The following is a 20,630-nucleotide window of genomic DNA, read 5'->3' on the forward strand; positions in this document are numbered from 1 at the left end:
CTCGGGCTTTTTTTCTTGCCGGGGGTGGTTTGCGCTTTATTGCGGTGTCCTGGGGGTTATTCTTCCCCCTTGGGGTTTGGGGGGGGGGGGGGGCGGGGGTGGGGGGGGGGCGCCCCCCCCCCCGGCGCCCACCCCCGCTCCCACAGTGGTTGGGCCAAAGGCTTAGAAGCGGTACTCGCCGGCCAGCGACAGCAGGCCCGTGGAGCGCTTCAGATCCGGCTGCGTCGCGCCGGTGGTGTTGTCGACCAGCTTGCCCGCATTGGCGTGAAAGTAGTCGTAGCTCACGCCAACGCCGAAGTGCTCGTTGACGTCCCAGCCGGTGCCGATGCCGGCGTACCAGCTGCCGCGGTTCGGGCGGCCGCCATTGGTGAAGCCGAGGTCCTGGCCCACCGAGTTGTTGTAGTTGTGGCTGTTGTCGTTCGAACGGAAGTAACCGCCGTGCATGGTGATGTACCACTGCGGCACGAGGTTGAGCTTCATGTTGGCGCCGACCATCCAGCCGCGCAGCGCGTCGCGCTCGCTCTTCTGGTCCACGTCCTGGCCGGACTCGAAAACGTTCTTGACCCGGTAGTTACCGAGGTCGGTGTAGCCGGCTTCAAGGCCCATGCCGAGGTCGGGGCCGACCTTCCAGCGGTAGCCGCCAAGCAGGCCGTAGCCGGTGCGACGGCCCTTTTCGCCGTGCAGGAAGTTGAAACCGCTGGTATCGCTGCCTAAGCCGCCGGTGTCGCTGCCGTTGGTACGGCCAACGTTGGCGCCAATGAACCAGTTGCCGCTACCGACCGACTGGCTGGGCTGGTAGTTACCGGAAACCGCGGTGTTGTCCTGTGCAAAGGCCGGAATGGCCGAAAACGAGACGCAAGAGACCGCAAGGGCAAGAACTGCCTTTTTCATGGGAATTTTCCTCTTTTTTCGGGGCGGGCCACCGACCGTTGGGGAAGGGGGAAGTCGATGACCGTGATTCATTAGAACCACCCGAACCTGAAGAAATTCAAAAATCGAGGTCAAAAGATTAAGGCCGGGTTAACTTCCCGGACGCGGCATGAATGTCCACGACAACGTGATACGTGATCGGCGACAATGGACGTTTCCCCCCGCCTTCTGATCTGGAGAACGCCGATGACGACACGCCGCGAACGCGCCAATGCGATCCGCGCCCTGGCCATGGATGGTGTGCAAGCTGCGAATTCGGGCCACCCGGGCATGCCGATGGGCATGGCCGACATCGCTGAGGTGCTGTGGGGTGATTTCCTCCACCACAACCCGGCTAACCCGCATTGGCCGAACCGCGATCGTTTCATCCTCTCCAACGGTCACGGCTCCATGCTGCAGTACGCGCTGCTGCACCTGACCGGCTACAACCTGCCGATCGAAGACCTCAAGAACTTCCGCCAGCTCAACCACCACACCGCGGGCCACCCGGAGTTCGGCCACACGCCGGGCGTCGAGACCACCACCGGCCCGCTGGGCCAGGGCCTCGCCAACGCCGTCGGCTTCGCCATCGCGGAGAAGGTGCTCGCCGAGCGCTTCAACCGCCCGGGCCACGATGTCGTCGACCACCACACCTATGTGTTCGTTGGCGATGGCTGCCTCATGGAAGGCATCTCGCACGAAGTGTCCTCGCTCGCCGGCACGCTGAAGCTCGGCAAGCTCGTCGCGGTGTACGACGACAACGGCATTTCGATCGACGGCGAAGTGCATGACTGGTTCACCGACGACACCGCCGAGCGCTTCCGCGCTTACGGCTGGAACGTGGTGGTGGGCAAGGACGGCAAGCCGGTCGACGGTCATGATCCGGAAGCGATCAAGGCGGCACTCGCTTCGGCGACGTCGCAGAGCGACAAGCCGAGCCTGGTCATCTGCAAGACCGTCATCGGCTTCGGTTCGCCGAACAAGGAAGGCAAGGAAGAGTCCCACGGCGCGGCCCTGGGCGAGAAGGAAGTGGCTCTTACCCGTGAGCGCCTCGGCTGGAACTACCCGGCCTTCGTGATTCCCGAAGAGATCTACAGCTCGTGGAACGCGAAGGATGCCGGCACCAAGTCGGAGAACGCATGGAACGAGAAGTTCGATGCCTACGCCAAGGCCCACCCGGAACTCGCCGCCGAACTGAAGCGTCGCCTCTCGGGCGACCTGCCGAAGGATTGGAAGGACGGCGCCGCCGCCTTCATCAACAAGCTCCAGGCCGATGGCCCGGTCATTGCTTCGCGCAAGGCCTCGCAGATGTCGCTCGACGCGTTCGGCCCGCTGCTGCCGGAACTCATCGGCGGTTCGGCTGACCTTGCCCCGTCGAACCTCACCATCTGGAAGGGTTCGAAGAACATTTCGACCGGTGGTGCGGAAGGCAACTACATCCACTACGGCGTGCGTGAGTTCGGCATGTCGGCCATCTCGAACGGTATCGCGCTGCACGGTGGTTTCATCCCGTACGACGCCACCTTCCTGGTGTTCTCGGATTACGCCCGCAACGCGGTGCGCATGTCCTGCCTGATCCCGGCCCACGCGATCCACGTGTACACGCACGATTCGATCGGCCTGGGTGAAGACGGCCCGACCCACCAGCCAGTCGAGCATCTGGGTTCGCTGCGCCTCATCCCGAACAACCGCGTGTGGCGCCCGGCGGATGCCGTGGAATCCGCCGTGTCGTGGAAGAAGGCCATCGAGCGCGCCGGCAACCCGTCGTGCCTGATCTTCTCGCGCCAGAACCTCGAACATAACCCGCGTACGGAAGAGCAGGTCGCGAACATCGAGAAGGGCGGCTACGTCCTGTTCGAGCCGAGCGAGAAGTTCAAGGCGATCATCATCGCCACGGGCTCGGAAGTGGGCATCGCGGTCGAAGCCGCCAAGGCCCTCGGCGACCAGGGCACCCCGACCCGCGTGGTCTCCATGCCCTGCACGGAAGAGTTCGACGCGCAGTCGCCGGAATATCGCGAAGGCGTGCTGCCGTCGTGGTGCCGCGCCCGCGTGGCCGTCGAAGCCGCCGCCGTGGACTTCTGGTTCAAGTACGTCGGCCTGGACGGCAAGGTGGTCGGCATGACGACCTTCGGCGCTTCCGCCCCGATCAAGGTGCTCTACGAGCACTTCGGCATTACCGCGCACGCGGTGATTGATGCGGTTAAGGCTGTTTCGAAGTAAACATACGCTGTAAGGGCGTACAGAAAAGCCCCGGCTCATGCCGGGGCTTTTTTTGTCAGCGTTGCCGGTACTTCGGTGGCTGGTTGAATGCCGTTGACTGCCATTCAATGAAGGCGCGTCTGCGGAGCATCTGTTCGACGATCGGCTCACCGCGCTTTCGCCGCGGCTTCCATTTGCGGGCGTCGATAACAACGGCTGTGCCCCAACTGGTTACGCCGAACACGCGGTGGCGACCTCCGGTCGGGCTTCTCCAAACGGGTCGTCCATCCGATGTCAGGAGGACGAGCGCTCCGTCGCGCTGCATGCTTGCAGTGGTCGCGCCGGATCCTGCTGTACCGGCAGACCAGGCACGCGCCCCATCAGCGGCTCGAACCACGGCGAAGTCACCGTCGTCGTCGACGTGAACGAAGAAGCGCCCGTCCGTTGAATAGAGGCGCTGGCCCCTCGTCAGTGAGTAGCCGGGTCCGAGGACGGCACTGCTTGCGATATGGCAGAAAAGCAGTCCGCTGACGGTAAGCAGCGACCGCGCAAGTCTCTGGCCGTTGATCATTTGAAATTGCTCCTTTTGAATGGCGAGGGCCTGCGTCTCGTGTCGATTCGTCACCTGCTCAATTCGTGACCGTTGCAAGCTAAGGGCTTGTCATTGCTTGTGAGATTCGTCTTATCCACAGCGTTATGCAGCGCGAATCCACATGCGTTGTGGATAACGGCTCACGGCGCGGCGGTTCGTTGCTTACGGCGTGACCAGCGTGAACTAAGTGCCTGGTACGTAAGCCCGGATCGGACTTGTCCACACGGTTATGCAACCGGTATCCACACGGCGTGTGGATAACCGGCGTCTGGTGGTTACTTTCCGTTACGTGGCGGGTGTTTCGTCCCGGTTGCGTCGCGGATGGCCTGCGCGGCGGCGCGTTGTCGCGTCTTCGCGGGGCTGTCGAGGGCCGGCGTCTGCCAGTCGAGTTTGGCGCGGCGGACGAGCATTTGTTCCACGATGGGCTCGGCCTTCTTGTCGTAGGGCCTCCACTTGCGCGCGTTGAGGACAACGGCTGAGCCGTAGGCGGTCACGCCGAAGACCCGGTGCTTGCCGCGTGTTGGCGTGGCCCACACGGTGTGGCCCTCTGCGTTGGTCAGGACGAGCCTGCCGTCGCGAAGCATGCTGGCGGTGACGGCACCTGACCCTCCGGTGCCGGCCGACCAGGCGCGTGCGCCGTCGCTGGCTCGGTAGACAGCGAAGTCGCCCGTCGGGTCGAGCGTGGCGAAATAAAGCTGGCTTGATGAGTACAGCCGCTGCCCGGGGGCCATCGACTGGCCGGGGCCGAGCACGGCGGCATCCGTGCGGGCGGTGGCGAATAGCATCCCTGCGGCGAGCAGCGTGCACGCCATCCTTTGGTGTGCGCTCATGGCATAACCTTCGTCTGAGGCACCGTATTGGTGCGCTCGAAAGCTTATCGATGGCACGCCGCCGATTGCAGGGCGCCCTACCATCGAAAGGCGTCAGCGATGTGCTGACCCCGGTGTAGGGCTTACCCGACGCGCGGACTCAGCGAGTGCCTGGGCAGTCCGTGCCCATCGCAACCTAAAATATGGCCGCGGAAGGGGCCTTTCGGTTTATCCACAGCTTTTTGCAGAGCGTATCCACATTCGCTGTGGATAAGCTCCCTCGTTCATCAGAAGCGAAACTCGACCGCGGTGCCATAGATATCGAGGTTATTCGAGTAGCGATAACCATAGGCGCTGTAGTGCTGCGGGTAGTGATCGTAGGTGAACTGCAAGCTGATCTGTGGGGTGAAATCGAAGCCGAAGCCGACGCCCGCGTACCAGCGCGTGTCAAAGACGTTATAAGCATTATGGAATGTCGAGGGCGACTGGGCATCAATCGTGCTTGTGCCGTCGGTACGTGTGCGCGTGCGATAGCGGGCGAGGCCGCCGTGAACTACCGCGTACAACTGGCCTGAAATGTCCCAGCGCAAGTTCGCACCCAAGAGGGCGGCTTGCGTGCCGACACGACCCGTGCCCTGGCTCGCGAATTGGTGGGTACCGCTCATGTCACTGAACGACTCCGAGTCGCCATAGCGAAACTTGCTGCTGGCCAGGTCGTGATAGCCCGTTTCTGCGCCGAGGTACACGCCGTTGGCGACGGTCCAGCGATACCCGCCGTCCACTCCCCATGCGGTGCCGTTGTGGCTCTGCGTTGCGCGGCCGGCACCAGCCTGGACGAAGGCGCCTTGCCCATCGGCATGGGCGAGCGGCGAGAGCATGGCCGAGACGACAAAAGCGGCCGTGAGAAGATACCTGGTCATGCGAAGTCCCCCTTCCTGTTTAAACAGTCGGGCAATCATAGGGATCGCCAGGCGCGAAATCTGTCAGGGAAGTCCTACAGACCGGCCGCGTTGAACATCATCGACGCCGCAGCGCTCGGTATCGCTCAACCCCGCGTCTTCGATCCGTTCGCAGCGAGCAGCCTGGGCAATCCGTAAGGTACTCAAAAGGCTACTGCGAGTGTTCCGAAATCTGCAGGGTGTCATTCCGTCGGCGCATGTCAGCGAGTCGCCGCTCTTCGTGTAGGCGCCCGCCCTCACGGACTAGCATGTACTGGCCAAGGAATGACCATGGTGAGCTAAGTGCCTGCTGGCGCTGATGCGAATCAGGTTATCCACACGGTTATGCAGGCGGTATCCACATCACGTGTGGATAACCGATCAGGCGCCCGCCATGTTTATCCCAAGGGCGAACAGGATGACCATGAACGCGAGCGCCACGGACGACAGCATCGTCAGCACCTGAGCGACGCGCGGCTTGTCCTCCGACCACACGGCGAGCGCCAGGAAAACGCCTGGTGCGACGCCGGCGTACCGCGTCAACGAAGTCAGCGTTCCCGTGCACAGCGGCGCCAGCAAGGTCAGCCCGGTGAACATGGCGAGATCACGCCAGCCTTTGCGCCAGCAGGTAACGATGCTGGCAACGCCCGCGATCGCTACCAGAAAATTGAGCGCACGGGGATTCCAGGAGACCGCCAGCTTCGCCGGGTGTCCGATGTAGTCCGCCAGCGCGGTCCATGGCGCTGCCACATGCCGCCCCCACGTCACCTGGATATCCTTGAATGCGAGCGGATTGCCGGTGATCGACCCGAGATATCCTGCGTAGAGCAAGGCACCCGCAGTAGCGACGCCAATCCACGCGAGATCCCGCCGGCGGCGCTCGCTACGCAGCCAGGCCATACCGAGCGCAGGAATGAGGAACAGGCCGTTGAAGCGCGTCGCGGAGGCGAGGGCGCCGAAGATGCCGGCCGTACCAAACTTGCGACGTGTGCCGGCGAGCAGCGAAAGGCCTGCCAGCAGGAAGAACAGCGCCTCGGTGTGCGGCAGCGACATGAAGTACGTGGTGGGCCACACGGACGCGAACGTCACGGCCGCATCCGCTGTCTCGCGACGTTCGGTCAGCCCGAGTGCCAGTTGCCAGAGCGCGCAAAGCGCACCCAGGAACAAGCCATTGGCAATGATGACGCCCGACCACGTCCACTCGCCGGTCACCGCCGCAGCCGCTCGCCAGAGCATGGGGTGCAGTGGGAAGAAGGCCCAATTGGCTTGTCGTGATGTATCGAACGGCCGCTTCTCGTAGCCGTCGCGAGCGATGCCTAAATACCAGCCCGAATCGTTGCCGATCGCAACGCGGCTAATGCCATCTGCCATGGCGACACGGGAAAGGCGGACGGCCGTACCGTCGTCACTGTTCCATTGGGCGATCGGAACCGCAGCAATAATAGGCGTCACTGCAAAGAGAATAAAAACAATGAGCCGGGATAGCAGGAATGGCAACCATACGCGCTTTAGCACTTCGGGAAGCGCAAGCGCGCGCCGACGTCCCGACGCCGCGAGGGCGTCCTTTTCTACGGCAGTGCCGTCCATCCTGCTTCAGCCCCTTGGGTGCAACGCCCTTCAGGATACTACGGCTGGTGAATTCGTAGCCGACGTGTTCCAAGTGCCGGAAACGAAAGGCGAGAGCAGACTTATCCACACGGTTATGCAGGGCGTATCCACATTCCGTGTGGATAACACCCCGCGACAGGCGTCAGGCCATGGCGAGGATGTCGGCAGGCTTTTCGACCACGCGCCACGCGCCGGCAGCTTCCAGCTCCGCCCGATCGCCAAAGCCCCACAGCACGCCGATGCCGCGCACGCTGTTCGCGACGGCACCGTCCATGTCGTAGCGGCGGTCGCCGATCATGAAGGTCTCCGATTCCACGTGGCCGAAGTCGGCAAGTGCGGCGGCGACCATTTCAGCCTTCTCGCTATGCGCACTGAGCGGGCCGGGCGCATACAGGCGCTCGAACGCCGTCGCGAACGGCAGGTTCGCGAGGATGCGTTCGGCGTGCGCGCGCGTCTTGCTGGTGACGACGGCGAGCTGGTGGCCGCGCTCGGCAAGACCCTCGATCAGCTCGGGGATGCCTTCGTACACGGTGTGCTCGGACCAGCCTACCTCGTGGAAGCGTTCGGTGTAGGCAGCCACGGCCGCTTCGACGCGTTCGCTGTCGCCATCAAGCACACCGCCGAAACTCACCCGCAGCGGCGGGCCGATCCACGAGCGCATGGTGGCGTGGTCGGGCGGCTCCGCGCCGACAGCCGCCATGGAGTGGCGGATGCCGGCGAGGATGCCGACCTCGGAATCGATGAGCGTGCCATCGAGGTCAAAGAGAAACAGCATTACTGCTTGTCCGCCCGAGCCTTGAGCGCCGCCACGGCCGGCAGTTCCTTGCCTTCCAGGAATTCGAGGAACGCGCCGCCGCCGGTGGAGATATAGGAGACGCCGTCTTCGATGCCGTACTTGTCGACCGCGGCGAGGGTGTCGCCGCCGCCAGCGATCGAGAATGCCTTCGACGCGGCGATGGCGCGGGCCAGGGTCTCGGTGCCCTTGCCGAACGCATCGAACTCGAACACGCCGACCGGGCCGTTCCAGACGACAGTGCCGGCCTTCGCGATCAGTTCGGCATAACGCTTCGCCGTATCCGGGCCGATATCGAGGATCATCTCGTCATCAGCCACCTGGTCGACCGCCTTCACCGTGGCCTTGGCCGAGGCCGAGAACTCGGTGGCGACGACCACGTCGGTCGGCACCGGCACATCGGCGCCGCGTGCCTTCGCGTCGGCCATGATCTTCTTCGCGGTGTCGAGCAGGTCCGCTTCGACCAGCGACTTTCCCACCTTGTGACCGGCTGCGAGGATGAAGGTGTTGGCGATGCCGCCGCCGACAATGAGCTGGTCGACGCCGCCGACCAGGTTCTGCAGCAGTTCCAGCTTGGTCGAGACCTTGGAGCCGGCGACGATCGCGAGCAGCGGGCGGTCAGGATTTTCGAGGGCCTTGCCCAGCGCATCCAGTTCCTTCGCCAGCAGGGGGCCGGCAGCGGCAACCGGAGCGAAGCGGATCACGCCGTGGGTCGAAGCCTGTGCGCGGTGCGCGGTGCCGAAGGCATCCATGACGAACACATCGCAAAGGGCGGCGTACTTCTTCGAGAGGGCTTCGTCGTCCTTGCCTTCGCCGACGTTCATGCGGCAGTTCTCGAGGACGACCACTTCGCCGTCGGCAACGTCGACGCCGTCCAGATAGTCACGGACCAGGCGCACATCGCTGCCCAGCTTGTGGGCCAGCCACTCGGCCACCGGCTTCAGCGAGGACGCCTCGTCGAACTCGCCTTCCTTCGGCCGGCCCAGGTGCGAGATCACCATGACCTTCGCGCCGGCGTCGCGGGCGGCGACGATCGTGGGCAGGGAGGCATCCAGGCGCTGGGTGGAGGTGATCCTGCCGTTTTCCACGGGCACGTTCAGGTCTTCGCGGATCAGGACGCGCTTGCCGCGCAGGTCGAGGTCTTGCATGCGGATGACGGACACGGTGGGACTCCAGCTGGGGATGTCAGGAAAACCCTGATTGTAACGTCCCCGCTAGAATCGGCGGACCAACGAAGGAATCGCCCATGGCCCTCGCCCTGTATACCTACTGGCGCTCCAGCGCCGCCTATCGCATCCGTATAGCCCTGAATCTCAAGGGCCTGGCCTACGAACCGCGGCCTGTCAGCCTGATCAACGAAGGCGGGGAGCACCTGAAGGCCGGCTACCGCGAGGTTTCGCCGCAGGGCCAGCTGCCTACCCTGGTCGACGGGGATTTCGTCGTGCGCCAGTCGATGGCGATCCTCGAATACCTGGAAGAGACCCGGCCGACCCCGGCGTTGCTGCCTGAGGATCCCCGCCACCGTGCCCGCGTCCGCGAGCTGGCGCTGGCGGTGAGCACGGACATTCATCCGCTGGGCAACCTGCGGGTACTGAAGGAAATCGAGGGGCGCTTCGGCGCTGACCAGGCGGCGAAGGCGGCATGGTCCCGGCGCTGGATCGGCCACGGGTTCGACGGGATCGAGGCGCTGCTGGCGCAGGGCCCGCGCGGGACGTTCTGCTGGGGCGATACGCCGACCATCGCCGACGTCTGCCTGGTCCCGCAGTTCTACAACGCGGTCCGCTGGGAGCTGGACCTGGGGCCGTATCCGCTGATCCGCCGGGTGGTGGATAACTGCCAGGCGCTGCCGGCGTTCCAGCAGGCGGCGCCTGAGGTGCAGCCGGACGCGCCGCGGTAACGGCATCGCGCGCAAGCGCGCTCCCACAACGGCCAATGGATGGTTCTTGTGGGAGCGCGCTTGCGCGCGATGGTTTGCCTAACCTTAAACGCCAATCCCGTACGGATCGCTCGACGCGAACTCATTACCGGTGGCGCCCTCGGACAGGCGAATCTTAAGCGCCAGGCCGTCACGCGAATCCGCCTTGTTGAGGCATTCCTCGAGCGTGATCCGACCTTCCTTGTACAGGCGGTACAGCGACTGGTCGAAGGTCTGCATGCCTTCCTGCAGGCTGCGGTCCATGGCGTCCTTCACCTCGTGGATCTGGCCACGGCGGATCATGTCGCGGATCAGCGGGGTGTTGAGCAGGACTTCCGTCGCCGGCATGCGGCGCCCGTCCTTGCCGATGACCAGGCGCTGGCTGATCACCGATCGCAGGTTCAGGGCCAGGTTCATCAGCACGTTCTTGTGCGCCGATTCCGGGAAGAAGTTCAGGATGCGCTCGAGGGTCTGGTCGGCATTGTTCGAGTGCAGGGTCGCCAGGCAGAGGTGGCCGGTTTCCGAGAAGGAAATCGCCGCTTCCATGGTTTCCGTGTCGCGAATTTCGCCGATCATGATGACATCGGGCGCTTCACGCATCGCGTTCTTCAGCGCTTCGTGATAGCTGTGGGTATCGAGGCCCACCTCGCGCTGGTTCACGATGGAGCGCTTGTGGCGGTGCAGGTATTCGATCGGATCCTCGATGGTGAGGATGTGGCCCGAGCTGTTGGTGTTTCGGTGGTCGAGCATGGCCGCCAGGGTGGTGGACTTGCCCGAACCGGTGGCGCCGACGACCAGGATGAGGCCGCGCGGCTCCATGATCAGGTCGCGGAAGATGCCCGGCAGCTGGAGTTCTTCCAGCGAGGGAATCTCGCTCTTGATGGCACGGATGACCATGCCGATCTCGCCGCGCTGCTTGAACACGTTGATGCGAAAGCGGCCCGCTTCCTTCACCGCAAGGGCCATGTTCAGCTCGAGGTCGCGCTCGAACTGGGGCACCTGGCCTTCGTCCATCAGGGAATAGGCGATCTTCTTGACCATGCCGCTGGGCAGGCCGGTGTTACCAAGCGGGTAAAGCTTGCCCTCAACCTTGATGTTCACGGGGGCACCCGTCGTCAGAAACATGTCCGACGCGCCCTTGTCCACCATCAGTTTCAGGAAATAACCGATATCCACCTAAACCCCCGTTGGTTCGCATTACAATCGAGACGACGGTCTCCCGACCTTCTATATCGACAATATCTCGCAAAGCTGTAAGAGGAACGAGTGATGGTCCACAACTTGCCGTCGAACGCCCTGCCCACGGGCCGCCGGCTCCTTGTCCAGGCCGCTCTGGCCCTGGCTTTCGCCACCCTGGCGGGCTGCGCAAGCACCCCTCCGCCGGATGGTTCCATGAACCAGGCCCTGACCGCCCTGCAGGCTGCCCGCGATGCCGGCGCTGCCGATTACGCGCCGGTCGACCTGGATTATGCCCAAAGCAAGTTCCGCCAGGCGCAGGCCGCCATGGCGTCGAAGAAATATGACGATGCCTCGGTGCTCGCCGACGAGTCGCGCGCGGATAGCGAACTGGCCCGGGCCAAATCCCGGCTGGGCGCCGCCCGTGCCCAGAACTCGGCCAAGAGCAAGGAAAACGCGCAGATGCGCGTCGAGATGATCGACAACCACCAGAACGACACGGTGCCCATCCCGAACAACGTGCAGGAGACGGAGTCGGTCCTGCCGGAAGCGACGGACAATGCGCCGCCGCCGGTGGGTGGCCAGACCCAGCCGCTGAATGACAATGGCGGTGGGTACATCCAGCCGCAGAACGACCAGCCGCAGCCGAACAACCAGGGAGGCCAGTGATGAAGCGCTACACGATCCTCCTCTCCGCCCTCGCGCTGGCCGTCTCGGCCGGCACGGCCGTGGCCGCCACGGACGACCTTGACGTCCGCCGCCTCAATGCCAGCCTGGACCAGCTCTCGTCCGATCCGGTCATCGGCGGCTACGCCCAGGCCGAGCAGGCCCGCGCCCGCGAAGCCATCGGCCAGATCTCGCAGTTCAAGCCCAAGGACAAGGAGCACGCCCATTACCTCTACGTCGCCGAACGGCGCGTGGATATCGCCAAGGCGATGGCGCAGTTCCAGGACGCCCAGGCCAAGGGTGCCCAGCTCGATCGCGAGCATGATGCCATCCTGCTCGAGGCCAGCCGCCTCGACACCGAGATGGCCCGCCGCCAGCTCGAGCAGCAGCGCCAGCAGAACCAGATGATCCAGGAAGAGGCCGCCCGCCTGCAGCAGCAGGGCGTGGAGTACTCGCAGGCCCTGGAGCAGGCCAAGGCCGAGGGCGACAAGGCCCGCCAGGTCGCCGCGGCACAGGCCAAGGTCGCCAACGCCGCCAAGAAGCAGGCGGCACTGGCCGAGGCCGCCGCCCGTGCCATGCGTGACATGAACTCGTCGGATGGCGGTGCGCCCGCCAATACCCCGGCGACCGGTTCGTCGAAGAAGAAGTCCTCGGGCGGCAACTAAGCCCGGAACGCATCGCACGCAAGCGCGCTCCCACAAGGTCGTACCGACCCCTGTGGGAGCGTGCTTGCACGCGATGGCCCCCAACGCCCGCCGCCACACCTGCCGCGTAAGCCGTTGCTGATGCAACCGTTTTTGCGCGTGCTTTTGCGAAAATTCTCTCTTGCAGCCCCCTTGGCAGGGGAGTAGCTTGGACCTCCCGTCACGTGAAAAACACGCGGCGGGATCCTGCCGGAGCATGCGTTGAAGTTCACCAGGCACGCACCATCTAGCGAGCCCGCATGGCTCCCCTCACGACCGTCCCGCGCCGCGGGCGGCCCCAACGCGAGGAGATCTGCAATGTTCGAAAACCAGCAGCGTGACGACGTCGAGAAGTTCATCCACGCCAACGCGGAAACCCGTCGTCTTTATTCCCAACATCAGGAACTCAACAAGAAGCTCGAGGAAGCCGGACGCGGATGTCTTCCGCTAAGCGACCGGGACCTCACCCAGATGAAGCGGGATAAGCTGCACGCGAAGGAAAAACTCGAACGGATGTGGGATTCCTGGCAGGCCTCACGGCCACACTGAGTCGATCCATGGGTACAGGAAAGGGCGCGCATGTCGCGCCCTTTTTGTTGCGCTGCATAAACGTGTGCCTGCCGGATCAGGGGCCTCGCATACATCGTTTCGCCGTAGCCTGAACAGCGGGGGGATCGAACAGCCTCGCCACCCACTATCATGGGCGCCCATCGGGCAGGGTCGAAGGGGCCCTGCCGGCACACCATACGGAGTTCCAATGAAGGTTCATGACAGCGTCCTCGATCTGATCGGCCGCACCCCCATGGTGCGCGCCCAGCACCTGGATACCGGCTGTTGCGAGCTCTTCCTGAAGCTGGAAAGCGCCAATCCGGGCGGCTCGGTGAAGGACCGCATCGGCATGTCCATGATCGAGGGCGCCGAGCGCGCCGGTAAGATCAAGCCGGGCGATACGCTGGTCGAAGGCACCGCCGGCAATACCGGCCTGGGCCTGGCCCTGGTCGCGCAGCAGAAGGGCTACCGCCTCGTGCTGGTCGTCCCCGACAAGATGAGCCGCGAGAAGATCTTCAACCTGAAGGCGATGGGTGCCGAGGTCGTTCTCACCCGCTCGGACGTCGCCAAGGGCCACCCCGAGTACTACCAGGACATGGCGGAGCGCATCGCGCGCGAAACGCCGGGGGCCTACTTCATCAACCAGTTCGGCAACCCTGATAACCCGGCCGCCCACGTCCAGACGACGGGCCCGGAGATCCTCGACCAGCTCGACGGCAAGGTCGACGCCATCGTCGTCGGCTGCGGCTCGTCGGGCACCATGAGCGGCCTCACGGCGTACCTGCGCGAGCACTCGCCGGACACCAAGATCATCCTTGCGGACCCGGTCGGCTCGATCCTCGCCCAGTACATCAACGAGGGCACGCTCTCGGAGAAGTCGGGCTCGTGGATGGTCGAGGGCATCGGCGAGGATTTCCTGCCGTCGATCAGCGATTTCTCCATGGTCGAGAAGGCGTTCGCCATCAGCGACAAGGAAAGCTTCCTCGCGGCCCGTGAGCTGTTGTCGAAGGAGGGCGTGCTGGGTGGTTCCTCCACCGGTACGTTGCTGTCCGCCGCGCTGAAATATTGCCGCGAACAGACCGAGCCGAAGCGCGTGGTCACCCTCGTCTGCGACACGGGTAACAAGTACCTGTCGAAGATGTACAACGATTACTGGATGCTCGATAACGGCTTCATCGAGCGCGAGCATTACGGGGATCTGCGTGACCTGATCCTGCGCCCGTATGCGCAGCGCGATACGGTGGTCGTCAAGCCGGACGATATGCTGATCACCGCCTATAACCGCATGAAGCTGTACGACGTGTCGCAGCTTCCGGTCATGGAAGGCGACCGCATCCGCGGCATCCTGGATGAGTCGGATGTGCTGCTGCACGTCCACTCGGATGAATCGAAGTTCCGCGACCCGGTATCGACGGCGATGATCGCGTCGCCGGAAGTGATCCAGGTCACCTCGTCGATTGAATCGCTGATGTCCGTGTTTGAAAAGGGCCACGTCGCCATCGTTGTCGATGGCGAGCAGTTCCTTGGCTTGATTACCCGTATCGATCTGCTCAATTACCTGCGTCGCAAAGTTAACTGAATTTTCCTAAGGAAGAACGACCATGTGTGGAATCGTCGCAGCCGTTGCGCAGCGTGATATCGCTCCCATTCTCATCGCCGGCCTGAAAGCGCTGGAGTATCGCGGCTATGATTCGGCGGGCATGGCCATCGCCGACGAAGGCGAGATCCGTCGCGTGCGTGCGAAGGGTAAGGTCCGTGAGATGGAGGCGCTGTACGACGCCGATCCGATCCCGGGTGGTACTGGCATCGCACACACGCGCTGGGCGACGCACGGCGTGCCTAGCGAGGTCAATGCACATCCCCACGTGCAGGGTCGTATCGCGATCGTGCACAACGGCATCATCGAGAACTACGCCAGCCTGCGCGAAGGCCTGCAGGCCAAGGGGCGGACCTTCCACTCACAGACCGACACGGAAGTGATGGGCGCGGTTATCGATGAGCATGTGCAGGCCGGTAAGTCGCTGCGTGACGCCGTCACGGCCGCTGTTCGCGGGCTGGAGGGCGCTTACGCCATCGCCGTGATGAGCCTCGACGAGCCGGGCCGGATCGTCGGAGCGCGTCGTGGCTGCCCCCTGCTAGTGGGCATCGGCATCGGCGAGCACTTCCTCGGGTCGGATGCCCAGGCGCTCATCAAGGTCACCAACCGGATGATGTACCTGGAAGAGGACGACATCGTCGAGATCACCCGCAACGATGTGCAGGTGTTCGACATCCAGGGCAACCCGGTCGATCGCGCCGCGCACGAGAGCGAGATCAGCGCCGATGCGGTCGAGCGTGGCGAGTACCGCCACTACATGCAGAAGGAAATCTTCGAGCAGCCGCGCGCGGTCGCCGATACGCTGGAGGGCCGTATTGGTCCGCACGGCGTTCTGCCCAATATCTTCGGCATCGATGCCGATCCGATCCTCGACAAGACTCGTGCCGTGCACATCGTGGCTTGCGGCACCAGTTACCACGCCGGCATGGTGGCGAAGTACTGGATCGAGGAGCTTGCGCGCATCCCGGTCGTGGTCGAGGTGGCTAGCGAATACCGCTACCGCGATGTGGTGGTGCCTGAGGACACGCTGTTCGTTGCCGTGTCCCAGTCGGGCGAAACGGCCGATACGCTCGCAGCCATGCGTGAATCGCGCCGCCGGGGCTACCTCGCCACGTTCGCCATCTGCAACGTGCCCGAATCGTCGGTGGTCCGCGAATCCGACCTGCGTCTGATGACGCGCGCGGGCCCGGAGATTGGCGTGGCATCAACCAAGGCGTTTACGACCCAGCTTGCGGCGTTCGCCCTGCTGGCGCTGGACCTGGGACGCCGCCGTGGCCTGAACCACCAGACCTACCTGGATCATTGCCAGGAACTGCAGTCGCTGCCGCGGTACATCGAGAATGCGCTGAAGAGTGAGGACGAGATCATCGGGATCGCCGATCACTTCATCAACAAACAGCACGCGCTTTTCCTCGGCCGTGGCGCCCAGTATCCAGTCGCGCTTGAGGGCTCGCTCAAGCTGAAGGAAATCTCGTACATCCATGCCGAGGCCTACCCGGCCGGCGAGCTGAAGCACGGACCGCTGGCCCTGGTAGACGAAAACATGCCCATCGTGGCGGTGGCGCCCAACGGTCCCCTGCTCGACAAGCTGAAGTCGAACCTGCAGGAAGTTCGTGCCCGCGGTGGCGAACTCATCGTATTTGCGGATGAGCGCGTTGAGATGGATACCGATACGGAGCGCCTTGCCACTGTGCTGGTGGATGGTGGCGGCGATCTGATCGCACCCGCAGTGTTTACGGTGCCGATGCAGCTGCTGGCCTACCATGTGGCCGTCCTGCGCGGCACCGACGTGGACCAGCCGCGTAATCTGGCGAAGTCCGTGACGGTGGAATGAGGCGGCTGCTTCTCACGGGGGCCGGCGGGTTTGTTGGCTCCACTATCCGCGCTGAAGCAGCTGCTGGCCGCTTCAGCGACTGGCAACTGGAGGCGGCGCCGGCAGACCTGGATTTGCGGGATGGCGATGCGGTGCGCACGTGGGTAGACGGGGTGCGGCCGGATGGCGTCCTCCATCTGGCTGCTCAAGGGTTTGTGCCACGATCCTTCGAGGCGCCCGGCGAGACGTTTGATATCAATGTGGGTGGGACGCTCCACCTCTTGCAGGCCTTGTCTGCCGCGGGTTTTGCGGGGCGCTTTGTATACGTCAGTTCCGGTGACGTATACGGTCTCGTGCCCGATGCGGAACTGCCCGTGGATGAGCATCGCCTCGCGGAGCCGCGTAATCCATACGCCGTTTCGAAGGTAGCCGCGGAGGAACTGGTGCTCATGTGGCATCGGACCTTCGGACTGGATGCGGTGATCGCTCGCCCGTTCAACCACATCGGGCCGGGGCAGGGCGGCCAGTTCGCCGTACCCTCGTTCGCGTCGCAGATCGTGGCTATAGAACGGGGGGCGGAGCGGGTCATGCGTACCGGCGATATCGATACGACCCGTGACTTCACCGATGTCCGGGACGTCGTTGCCGCTTACAATGCCCTGTTGCGCGCCGGGCGTCCCGGGCAGCGCTACGTTATCGGCAGTGGGCGCGAATACCGCGTGCGCACGCTAATAGAGATGATGTGCGAACTGGCCGGTGTGAAGGTAATCCTCGAGCAGGATCCAGCACGGATGCGCCCGGCGGAGCAGCGCCGCATGGTGGCCAATGCCACCTTGCTGAAAGAACACACGGGGTGGGAACCACTGATTCCCATCCGCGACACTTTGACTGCAGTACTGAACGACGCGAGAGGCAGAGCATGAGCAACGGCCAACAATCGGCCCTGATCACCGGCATTACGGGGCAGGACGGTGCCTATCTGGCGCAGCTGTTGCTCGGCAAGGGCTACCACGTATACGGCCTTGCTCCGCGTCGTAGCACCGATACGTCGTGGCGCCTGCGGGAGCTGGGTATCCTCGACGATGTCCATGTGATCGATGGCGACCTGGCCGACCTCTCGTCGTTGATTCGCGCGATGGAGCAGTCCCGCGCCGGTGAGGTATACAACCTCGGTGCGCAAAGTTTCGTGGGTACCTCGTGGCAGCAGCCCCTGTTGACCGCCGATATCGATGGCACCGGCGCCATGCGCATGCTGGAGGCCACGCGCATCGTTAATCGCGACGCGCATTTCTACCAGGCATCGACGAGCGAAATGTTTGGCTTGATCAAGGCGGAGCGTCAGGACGAGAATACGCCTTTTCATCCACGTAGTCCCTATGGCGTCGCGAAGATGATGGCCCACTGGGCCACTGTGAACTACCGTGAGAGCTACGGCATGCACGCCTCAAGCGGCATCCTGTTCAACCACGAATCGCCGCTACGCGGCATCGAATTCGTGACGCGCAAGGTCACCCACGCTGTAGCATCGATCAAGCTGGGCCGGCAGAAGGAATTGCGCCTTGGCAACATCGATAGCAAGCGAGACTGGGGCTTCGCCGGGGATTACGTCGAGGCGATGTGGCGCATGACCCAGCAAGCCCAGGCCGATGACTACGTCGTTGCCACGGGCATAACGGTCAGTGTCCGCGACATGTGCAAACTGGCGTTCGATCACGTGGGGCTCAACTACGAGGACTACCTCGTGATTGACCCGAGGTTCATTCGCCCCGCCGAGGTCGATATCCTTCTGGGTAATCCGGACAAGGCAAAGGCGATGCTGGGCTGGACCCCGAAAACCTCGATGGAACAGCTCATTTCCATGATGGTGGATGCCGACCTGCGTCGCTTGTCGAGCTAACGGGAAGTCATGCCGATGAAGTGCTTCAAGGCTTACGACATCCGCGGCCGCGTACCCGATGAGTTGAATGAAGACATCGCCTACCGACTAGGGCGCGCGTTCGCGCGGACGGTCGGTGAGGGTGCTGTGGTGGTCGGCTACGATATCCGCCGTGACAGCCCGGCGTTCGCAGAGGCAGTCATTCGTGGCCTGAATGACGAAGGCCGCGATGCCATCGATATCGGTCTGTGCGGTACGGAAGAAGTTTATTTCCAGACGTTCCACCGCGGCGTCGCCGGCGGCATCATGGTGACAGCCAGCCATAACCCGATCGACTACAACGGTATGAAGCTGGTGCGCGAGGGCGCGCGGCCGATCAGTGGCGATACGGGGTTGCGCGATATCGAGCGGATGGTCGAGGAAGGTGCTTTTGGTGAGCCGCGCGCGGCTCGTGGTGGCTTGATGCGCGATCACGACAAGTCGGCTTACATCCAGCACCTTCTCAGCTACGTCGATCCGGCAGCATTCCGACCATTGAAGGTCGTCGTGAACGCTGGCAACGGCGGCGCGGGAGCGGTTATCGACCTGCTTGAAGCGCACTTGCCGCTGCAGTTTATCCGTATTAACCACGAGCCTGACGGCAGCTTTCCGAACGGCATTCCGAACCCGCTCTTGCCGGATAACCGGGCTGCAACAGCTGATGCAGTGAGGTCGCATGGTGCTGACTTCGGTATCGCGTGGGATGGCGACTTCGACCGCTGCTTCTTGTTCGATTCCGGTGGCGAGTTCATCGAGGGCTACTACATCGTGGGCTTGCTTGCCGCGCAGATCCTCGAAAAGCACCCGGGCGCGAAGATCATCCATGATCCACGGCTAACCTGGAACACCATCGACATGGTAAAGGCCTCAGGCGGCATAGCGATCGAGAGCAAGACGGGGCATGCCTTCATCAAGGAGCGCATGCGCGCCGAGGATGCCATCTACGGCGGTGAGATGAGCGCGCATCATTATTTCCGCGAGTTCGCCTACTGCGATTCCGGGATGATCCCGTGGTTACTGGTCGCCGCGCGGCTTTCAGCCACGGGAGTGTCGCTGGCGGATATGTTGGCTGAGCGCATGGCGGCCTACCCGTGCAGTGGCGAGATCAACTTCGTGGTGGACGATGTGAAGGCCGTGGTTGCGCGCGTACTCGCGTTCTACGCTCCTGAATCGCCGGTGCTGGAGTATGTCGATGGTGTCAGCGCGGATTTTGGCGTCTGGCGCTTCAACCTGCGCTCATCCAACACCGAGCCGTTGTTGCGCCTGAATGTGGAGGCTCGCGGCGACACGGGTCTCATGGCTCGCCAGACCGCTGAGGTCAGCCGTCTCATCACCGGAGCTCGTCCGGCATGAGGCGTCAGGTAGCGCAATTCATCATGGCGGGCGTGCTGGGCTTCCTCGTCGATGCCGGTGTCCTGTACCTCGGCCTCTGGCTGGGCCTTGGTCCTTTCATTGGCCGGCTCATATCGTTCCTTTGTGCCGTATTTGCCACTTGGCTGGTTAATCGTACTTTCACATTTTCTTCAACTTCCCGCCGTTCGTATGTGGGAGAGTTCCTGCATTACCTAGCGGCCATGGCCGTGGGTGGTGCTATTAACTACGCCGTATATAGCGCGGTCATCCTGGTTATACCCCGGACGGCCTGGTCGCCGCTGCTTGCGGTTGCCGCAGGTGCGGGCGTGGCGATGTCGGTCAACTTCATCAGCGCAAAGTTTTGGGTCTTCCGTCACAGGTAGTCAATGGGAGGTCGAATGGCTGTACCGCACGATTTCGAGTACACGGGTTCCGATCTCCTGGTTACCAACGAAGATGCCTTACGCAACTACAACGGCTGGATCGTTGATCAGTTCATCCGTTCTGACCGCGGCGTTGCCCCGCGTCGGGATGTCCTGGATTTCGGCGCTGGTATTGGCTCGCTCAGCGAAATCTATGCCGCGAAAACCTCGGTTCGGCCATCAGTGCTCGAGGTGGATGCGAAACAGCGCGATGTTCTCGTCCAGAGGGGTTATGCCCCCTATGCCAAGCTCGATGAGGTCAGGGGAACCTACGATCTCATCTACACATCAAATGTCCTTGAACACATCGAAGATGATGTGGAGGCGCTGCGCACGTTGCGCGGCCTGCTGAAGGACGGGGGGCGGATCGCCATCTTCGTGCCGGCATTCCGGATGATCTGGACCAGCATGGACGACAAGGTGGGGCACCATCGCCGTTACACGAAACCCATGCTCAGGAGCCATCTTGAGGCGGCGGGTTTCGCCGTGGAGAGCATGTCCTACCGAGATTCCATAGGGTTTATGCTGGCCCTGGGTTTCAAGGTCATCGGCAGTGCCTCGGGTGAGCCGAGCGAGCGCTCGCTACGGCTGTTCGATCGCTACCTGCTTCCTCTCAGCCGAGCCATCGATATGCTGACGCACCCGCTGTTTGGGAAAAACGTGTTCGCCACCGCCCGGGCAGCCTAGTGACGC

The 20,630-nt window shown here is 63.2% G+C and carries 20 protein-coding genes; 12 read left to right on the forward strand and 8 right to left on the reverse strand.

What is annotated here, in order from left to right; translation table 11 throughout:
- Positions 1 to 162: 162 nt before the first annotated feature.
- Positions 163 to 891, reverse strand: a complete 729-nt coding sequence (locus ACZ6YI_RS06440) for a porin family protein (protein ID WP_465777920.1) — start codon at positions 889 to 891, stop codon at positions 163 to 165.
- Between the two features lie 225 nt (positions 892 to 1,116).
- On the opposite strand from ACZ6YI_RS06440, the gene tkt reads away from it, so the two are divergent.
- Positions 1,117 to 3,129: a transketolase gene (tkt, locus tag ACZ6YI_RS06445; protein WP_465777921.1), complete on the forward strand. Its 2,013-nt coding sequence runs from the start codon at positions 1,117 to 1,119 to the stop codon at positions 3,127 to 3,129.
- Positions 3,130 to 3,184: 55 nt separating this feature from the next.
- Here the strand turns inward: tkt and ACZ6YI_RS06450 are convergent, their stop codons facing one another.
- The 6 genes from ACZ6YI_RS06450 to ACZ6YI_RS06475 form a co-directional block, all read right to left on the reverse strand.
- On the reverse strand, positions 3,185 to 3,679 hold the full coding sequence (locus tag ACZ6YI_RS06450; protein WP_465777922.1) for a hypothetical protein: 495 nt from the start codon (positions 3,677 to 3,679) through the stop codon (positions 3,185 to 3,187).
- Positions 3,680 to 3,975: 296 nt separating this feature from the next.
- Positions 3,976 to 4,530, reverse strand: coding sequence for a hypothetical protein (locus ACZ6YI_RS06455; protein ID WP_465777923.1), 555 nt, complete (start codon positions 4,528 to 4,530; stop codon positions 3,976 to 3,978).
- Positions 4,531 to 4,796: 266 nt separating this feature from the next.
- Complete coding sequence (locus tag ACZ6YI_RS06460) at positions 4,797 to 5,429, reverse strand: outer membrane protein (protein ID WP_465777924.1); 633 nt, start codon at positions 5,427 to 5,429, stop codon at positions 4,797 to 4,799.
- 399 nt (positions 5,430 to 5,828) lie between these two features.
- Positions 5,829 to 7,034, reverse strand: coding sequence for a hypothetical protein (locus tag ACZ6YI_RS06465; protein WP_465777925.1), 1,206 nt, complete (start codon positions 7,032 to 7,034; stop codon positions 5,829 to 5,831).
- Positions 7,035 to 7,197: 163 nt separating this feature from the next.
- The gene (locus ACZ6YI_RS06470; protein ID WP_465777926.1) at positions 7,198 to 7,830 is read right to left on the reverse strand and encodes an HAD hydrolase-like protein; all 633 of its coding nucleotides are present in this window, start codon (positions 7,828 to 7,830) and stop codon (positions 7,198 to 7,200) included.
- Entirely contained in the window at positions 7,830 to 9,011 is a 1,182-nt protein-coding gene (locus tag ACZ6YI_RS06475) for a phosphoglycerate kinase (protein WP_465777927.1), read from the reverse strand. Before ACZ6YI_RS06475 ends, ACZ6YI_RS06470 begins: the two co-directional genes overlap by 1 nt.
- Before the next feature lie 83 nt (positions 9,012 to 9,094).
- On the opposite strand from ACZ6YI_RS06475, the gene maiA reads away from it, so the two are divergent.
- Positions 9,095 to 9,745, forward strand: a complete 651-nt coding sequence (gene maiA, locus ACZ6YI_RS06480) for a maleylacetoacetate isomerase (protein ID WP_465777928.1) — start codon at positions 9,095 to 9,097, stop codon at positions 9,743 to 9,745.
- A gap of 84 nt (positions 9,746 to 9,829) precedes the next feature.
- Here the strand turns inward: maiA and ACZ6YI_RS06485 are convergent, their stop codons facing one another.
- Positions 9,830 to 10,939, reverse strand: a complete 1,110-nt coding sequence (locus ACZ6YI_RS06485; protein ID WP_440326127.1) for a PilT/PilU family type 4a pilus ATPase — start codon at positions 10,937 to 10,939, stop codon at positions 9,830 to 9,832.
- A gap of 93 nt (positions 10,940 to 11,032) precedes the next feature.
- On the opposite strand from ACZ6YI_RS06485, the gene ACZ6YI_RS06490 reads away from it, so the two are divergent.
- From ACZ6YI_RS06490 to ACZ6YI_RS06535, 10 genes are all read left to right on the forward strand, one after another.
- Positions 11,033 to 11,608 carry a DUF4398 domain-containing protein gene (locus ACZ6YI_RS06490; protein ID WP_465777929.1) on the forward strand — a complete coding sequence of 192 codons (576 nt, stop codon included), beginning with the start codon at positions 11,033 to 11,035 and terminating at the stop codon, positions 11,606 to 11,608.
- A complete protein-coding gene (locus ACZ6YI_RS06495) occupies positions 11,608 to 12,270 on the forward strand; it encodes a DUF4398 domain-containing protein (protein WP_465777930.1) in 663 nt (220 codons plus the stop codon). The genes ACZ6YI_RS06490 and ACZ6YI_RS06495 overlap by 1 nt, the downstream gene beginning before the upstream one ends.
- Positions 12,271 to 12,606: 336 nt before the next feature.
- On the forward strand, positions 12,607 to 12,837 hold the full coding sequence (locus ACZ6YI_RS06500) for a YdcH family protein (protein ID WP_440328658.1): 231 nt from the start codon (positions 12,607 to 12,609) through the stop codon (positions 12,835 to 12,837).
- Between the two features lie 208 nt (positions 12,838 to 13,045).
- On the forward strand, positions 13,046 to 14,416 hold the full coding sequence (locus tag ACZ6YI_RS06505) for a pyridoxal-phosphate dependent enzyme (RefSeq protein ID WP_465777931.1): 1,371 nt from the start codon (positions 13,046 to 13,048) through the stop codon (positions 14,414 to 14,416).
- A gap of 22 nt (positions 14,417 to 14,438) precedes the next feature.
- Positions 14,439 to 16,268 carry a glutamine--fructose-6-phosphate transaminase (isomerizing) gene (glmS, locus tag ACZ6YI_RS06510; protein WP_465777932.1) on the forward strand — a complete coding sequence of 610 codons (1,830 nt, stop codon included), beginning with the start codon at positions 14,439 to 14,441 and terminating at the stop codon, positions 16,266 to 16,268.
- On the forward strand, positions 16,265 to 17,170 hold the full coding sequence (locus ACZ6YI_RS06515; protein ID WP_465777933.1) for a GDP-mannose 4,6-dehydratase: 906 nt from the start codon (positions 16,265 to 16,267) through the stop codon (positions 17,168 to 17,170). Before glmS ends, ACZ6YI_RS06515 begins: the two co-directional genes overlap by 4 nt.
- Positions 17,167 to 18,144: a GDP-mannose 4,6-dehydratase gene (locus tag ACZ6YI_RS06520; RefSeq protein ID WP_465777934.1), complete on the forward strand. Its 978-nt coding sequence runs from the start codon at positions 17,167 to 17,169 to the stop codon at positions 18,142 to 18,144. Before ACZ6YI_RS06515 ends, ACZ6YI_RS06520 begins: the two co-directional genes overlap by 4 nt.
- A 9-nt stretch (positions 18,145 to 18,153) precedes the next feature.
- Complete coding sequence (locus ACZ6YI_RS06525) at positions 18,154 to 19,515, forward strand: phosphohexomutase domain-containing protein (RefSeq protein WP_465777935.1); 1,362 nt, start codon at positions 18,154 to 18,156, stop codon at positions 19,513 to 19,515.
- Positions 19,512 to 19,898 carry a GtrA family protein gene (locus tag ACZ6YI_RS06530; protein WP_465777936.1) on the forward strand — a complete coding sequence of 129 codons (387 nt, stop codon included), beginning with the start codon at positions 19,512 to 19,514 and terminating at the stop codon, positions 19,896 to 19,898. The genes ACZ6YI_RS06525 and ACZ6YI_RS06530 overlap by 4 nt, the downstream gene beginning before the upstream one ends.
- Positions 19,899 to 19,913: 15 nt before the next feature.
- Positions 19,914 to 20,624, forward strand: coding sequence for a class I SAM-dependent methyltransferase (locus tag ACZ6YI_RS06535; RefSeq protein WP_465777937.1), 711 nt, complete (start codon positions 19,914 to 19,916; stop codon positions 20,622 to 20,624).
- Positions 20,625 to 20,630: the final 6 nt, after the last annotated feature.

The organism is Luteibacter sp. NPDC104163 (genome assembly GCF_055584245.1).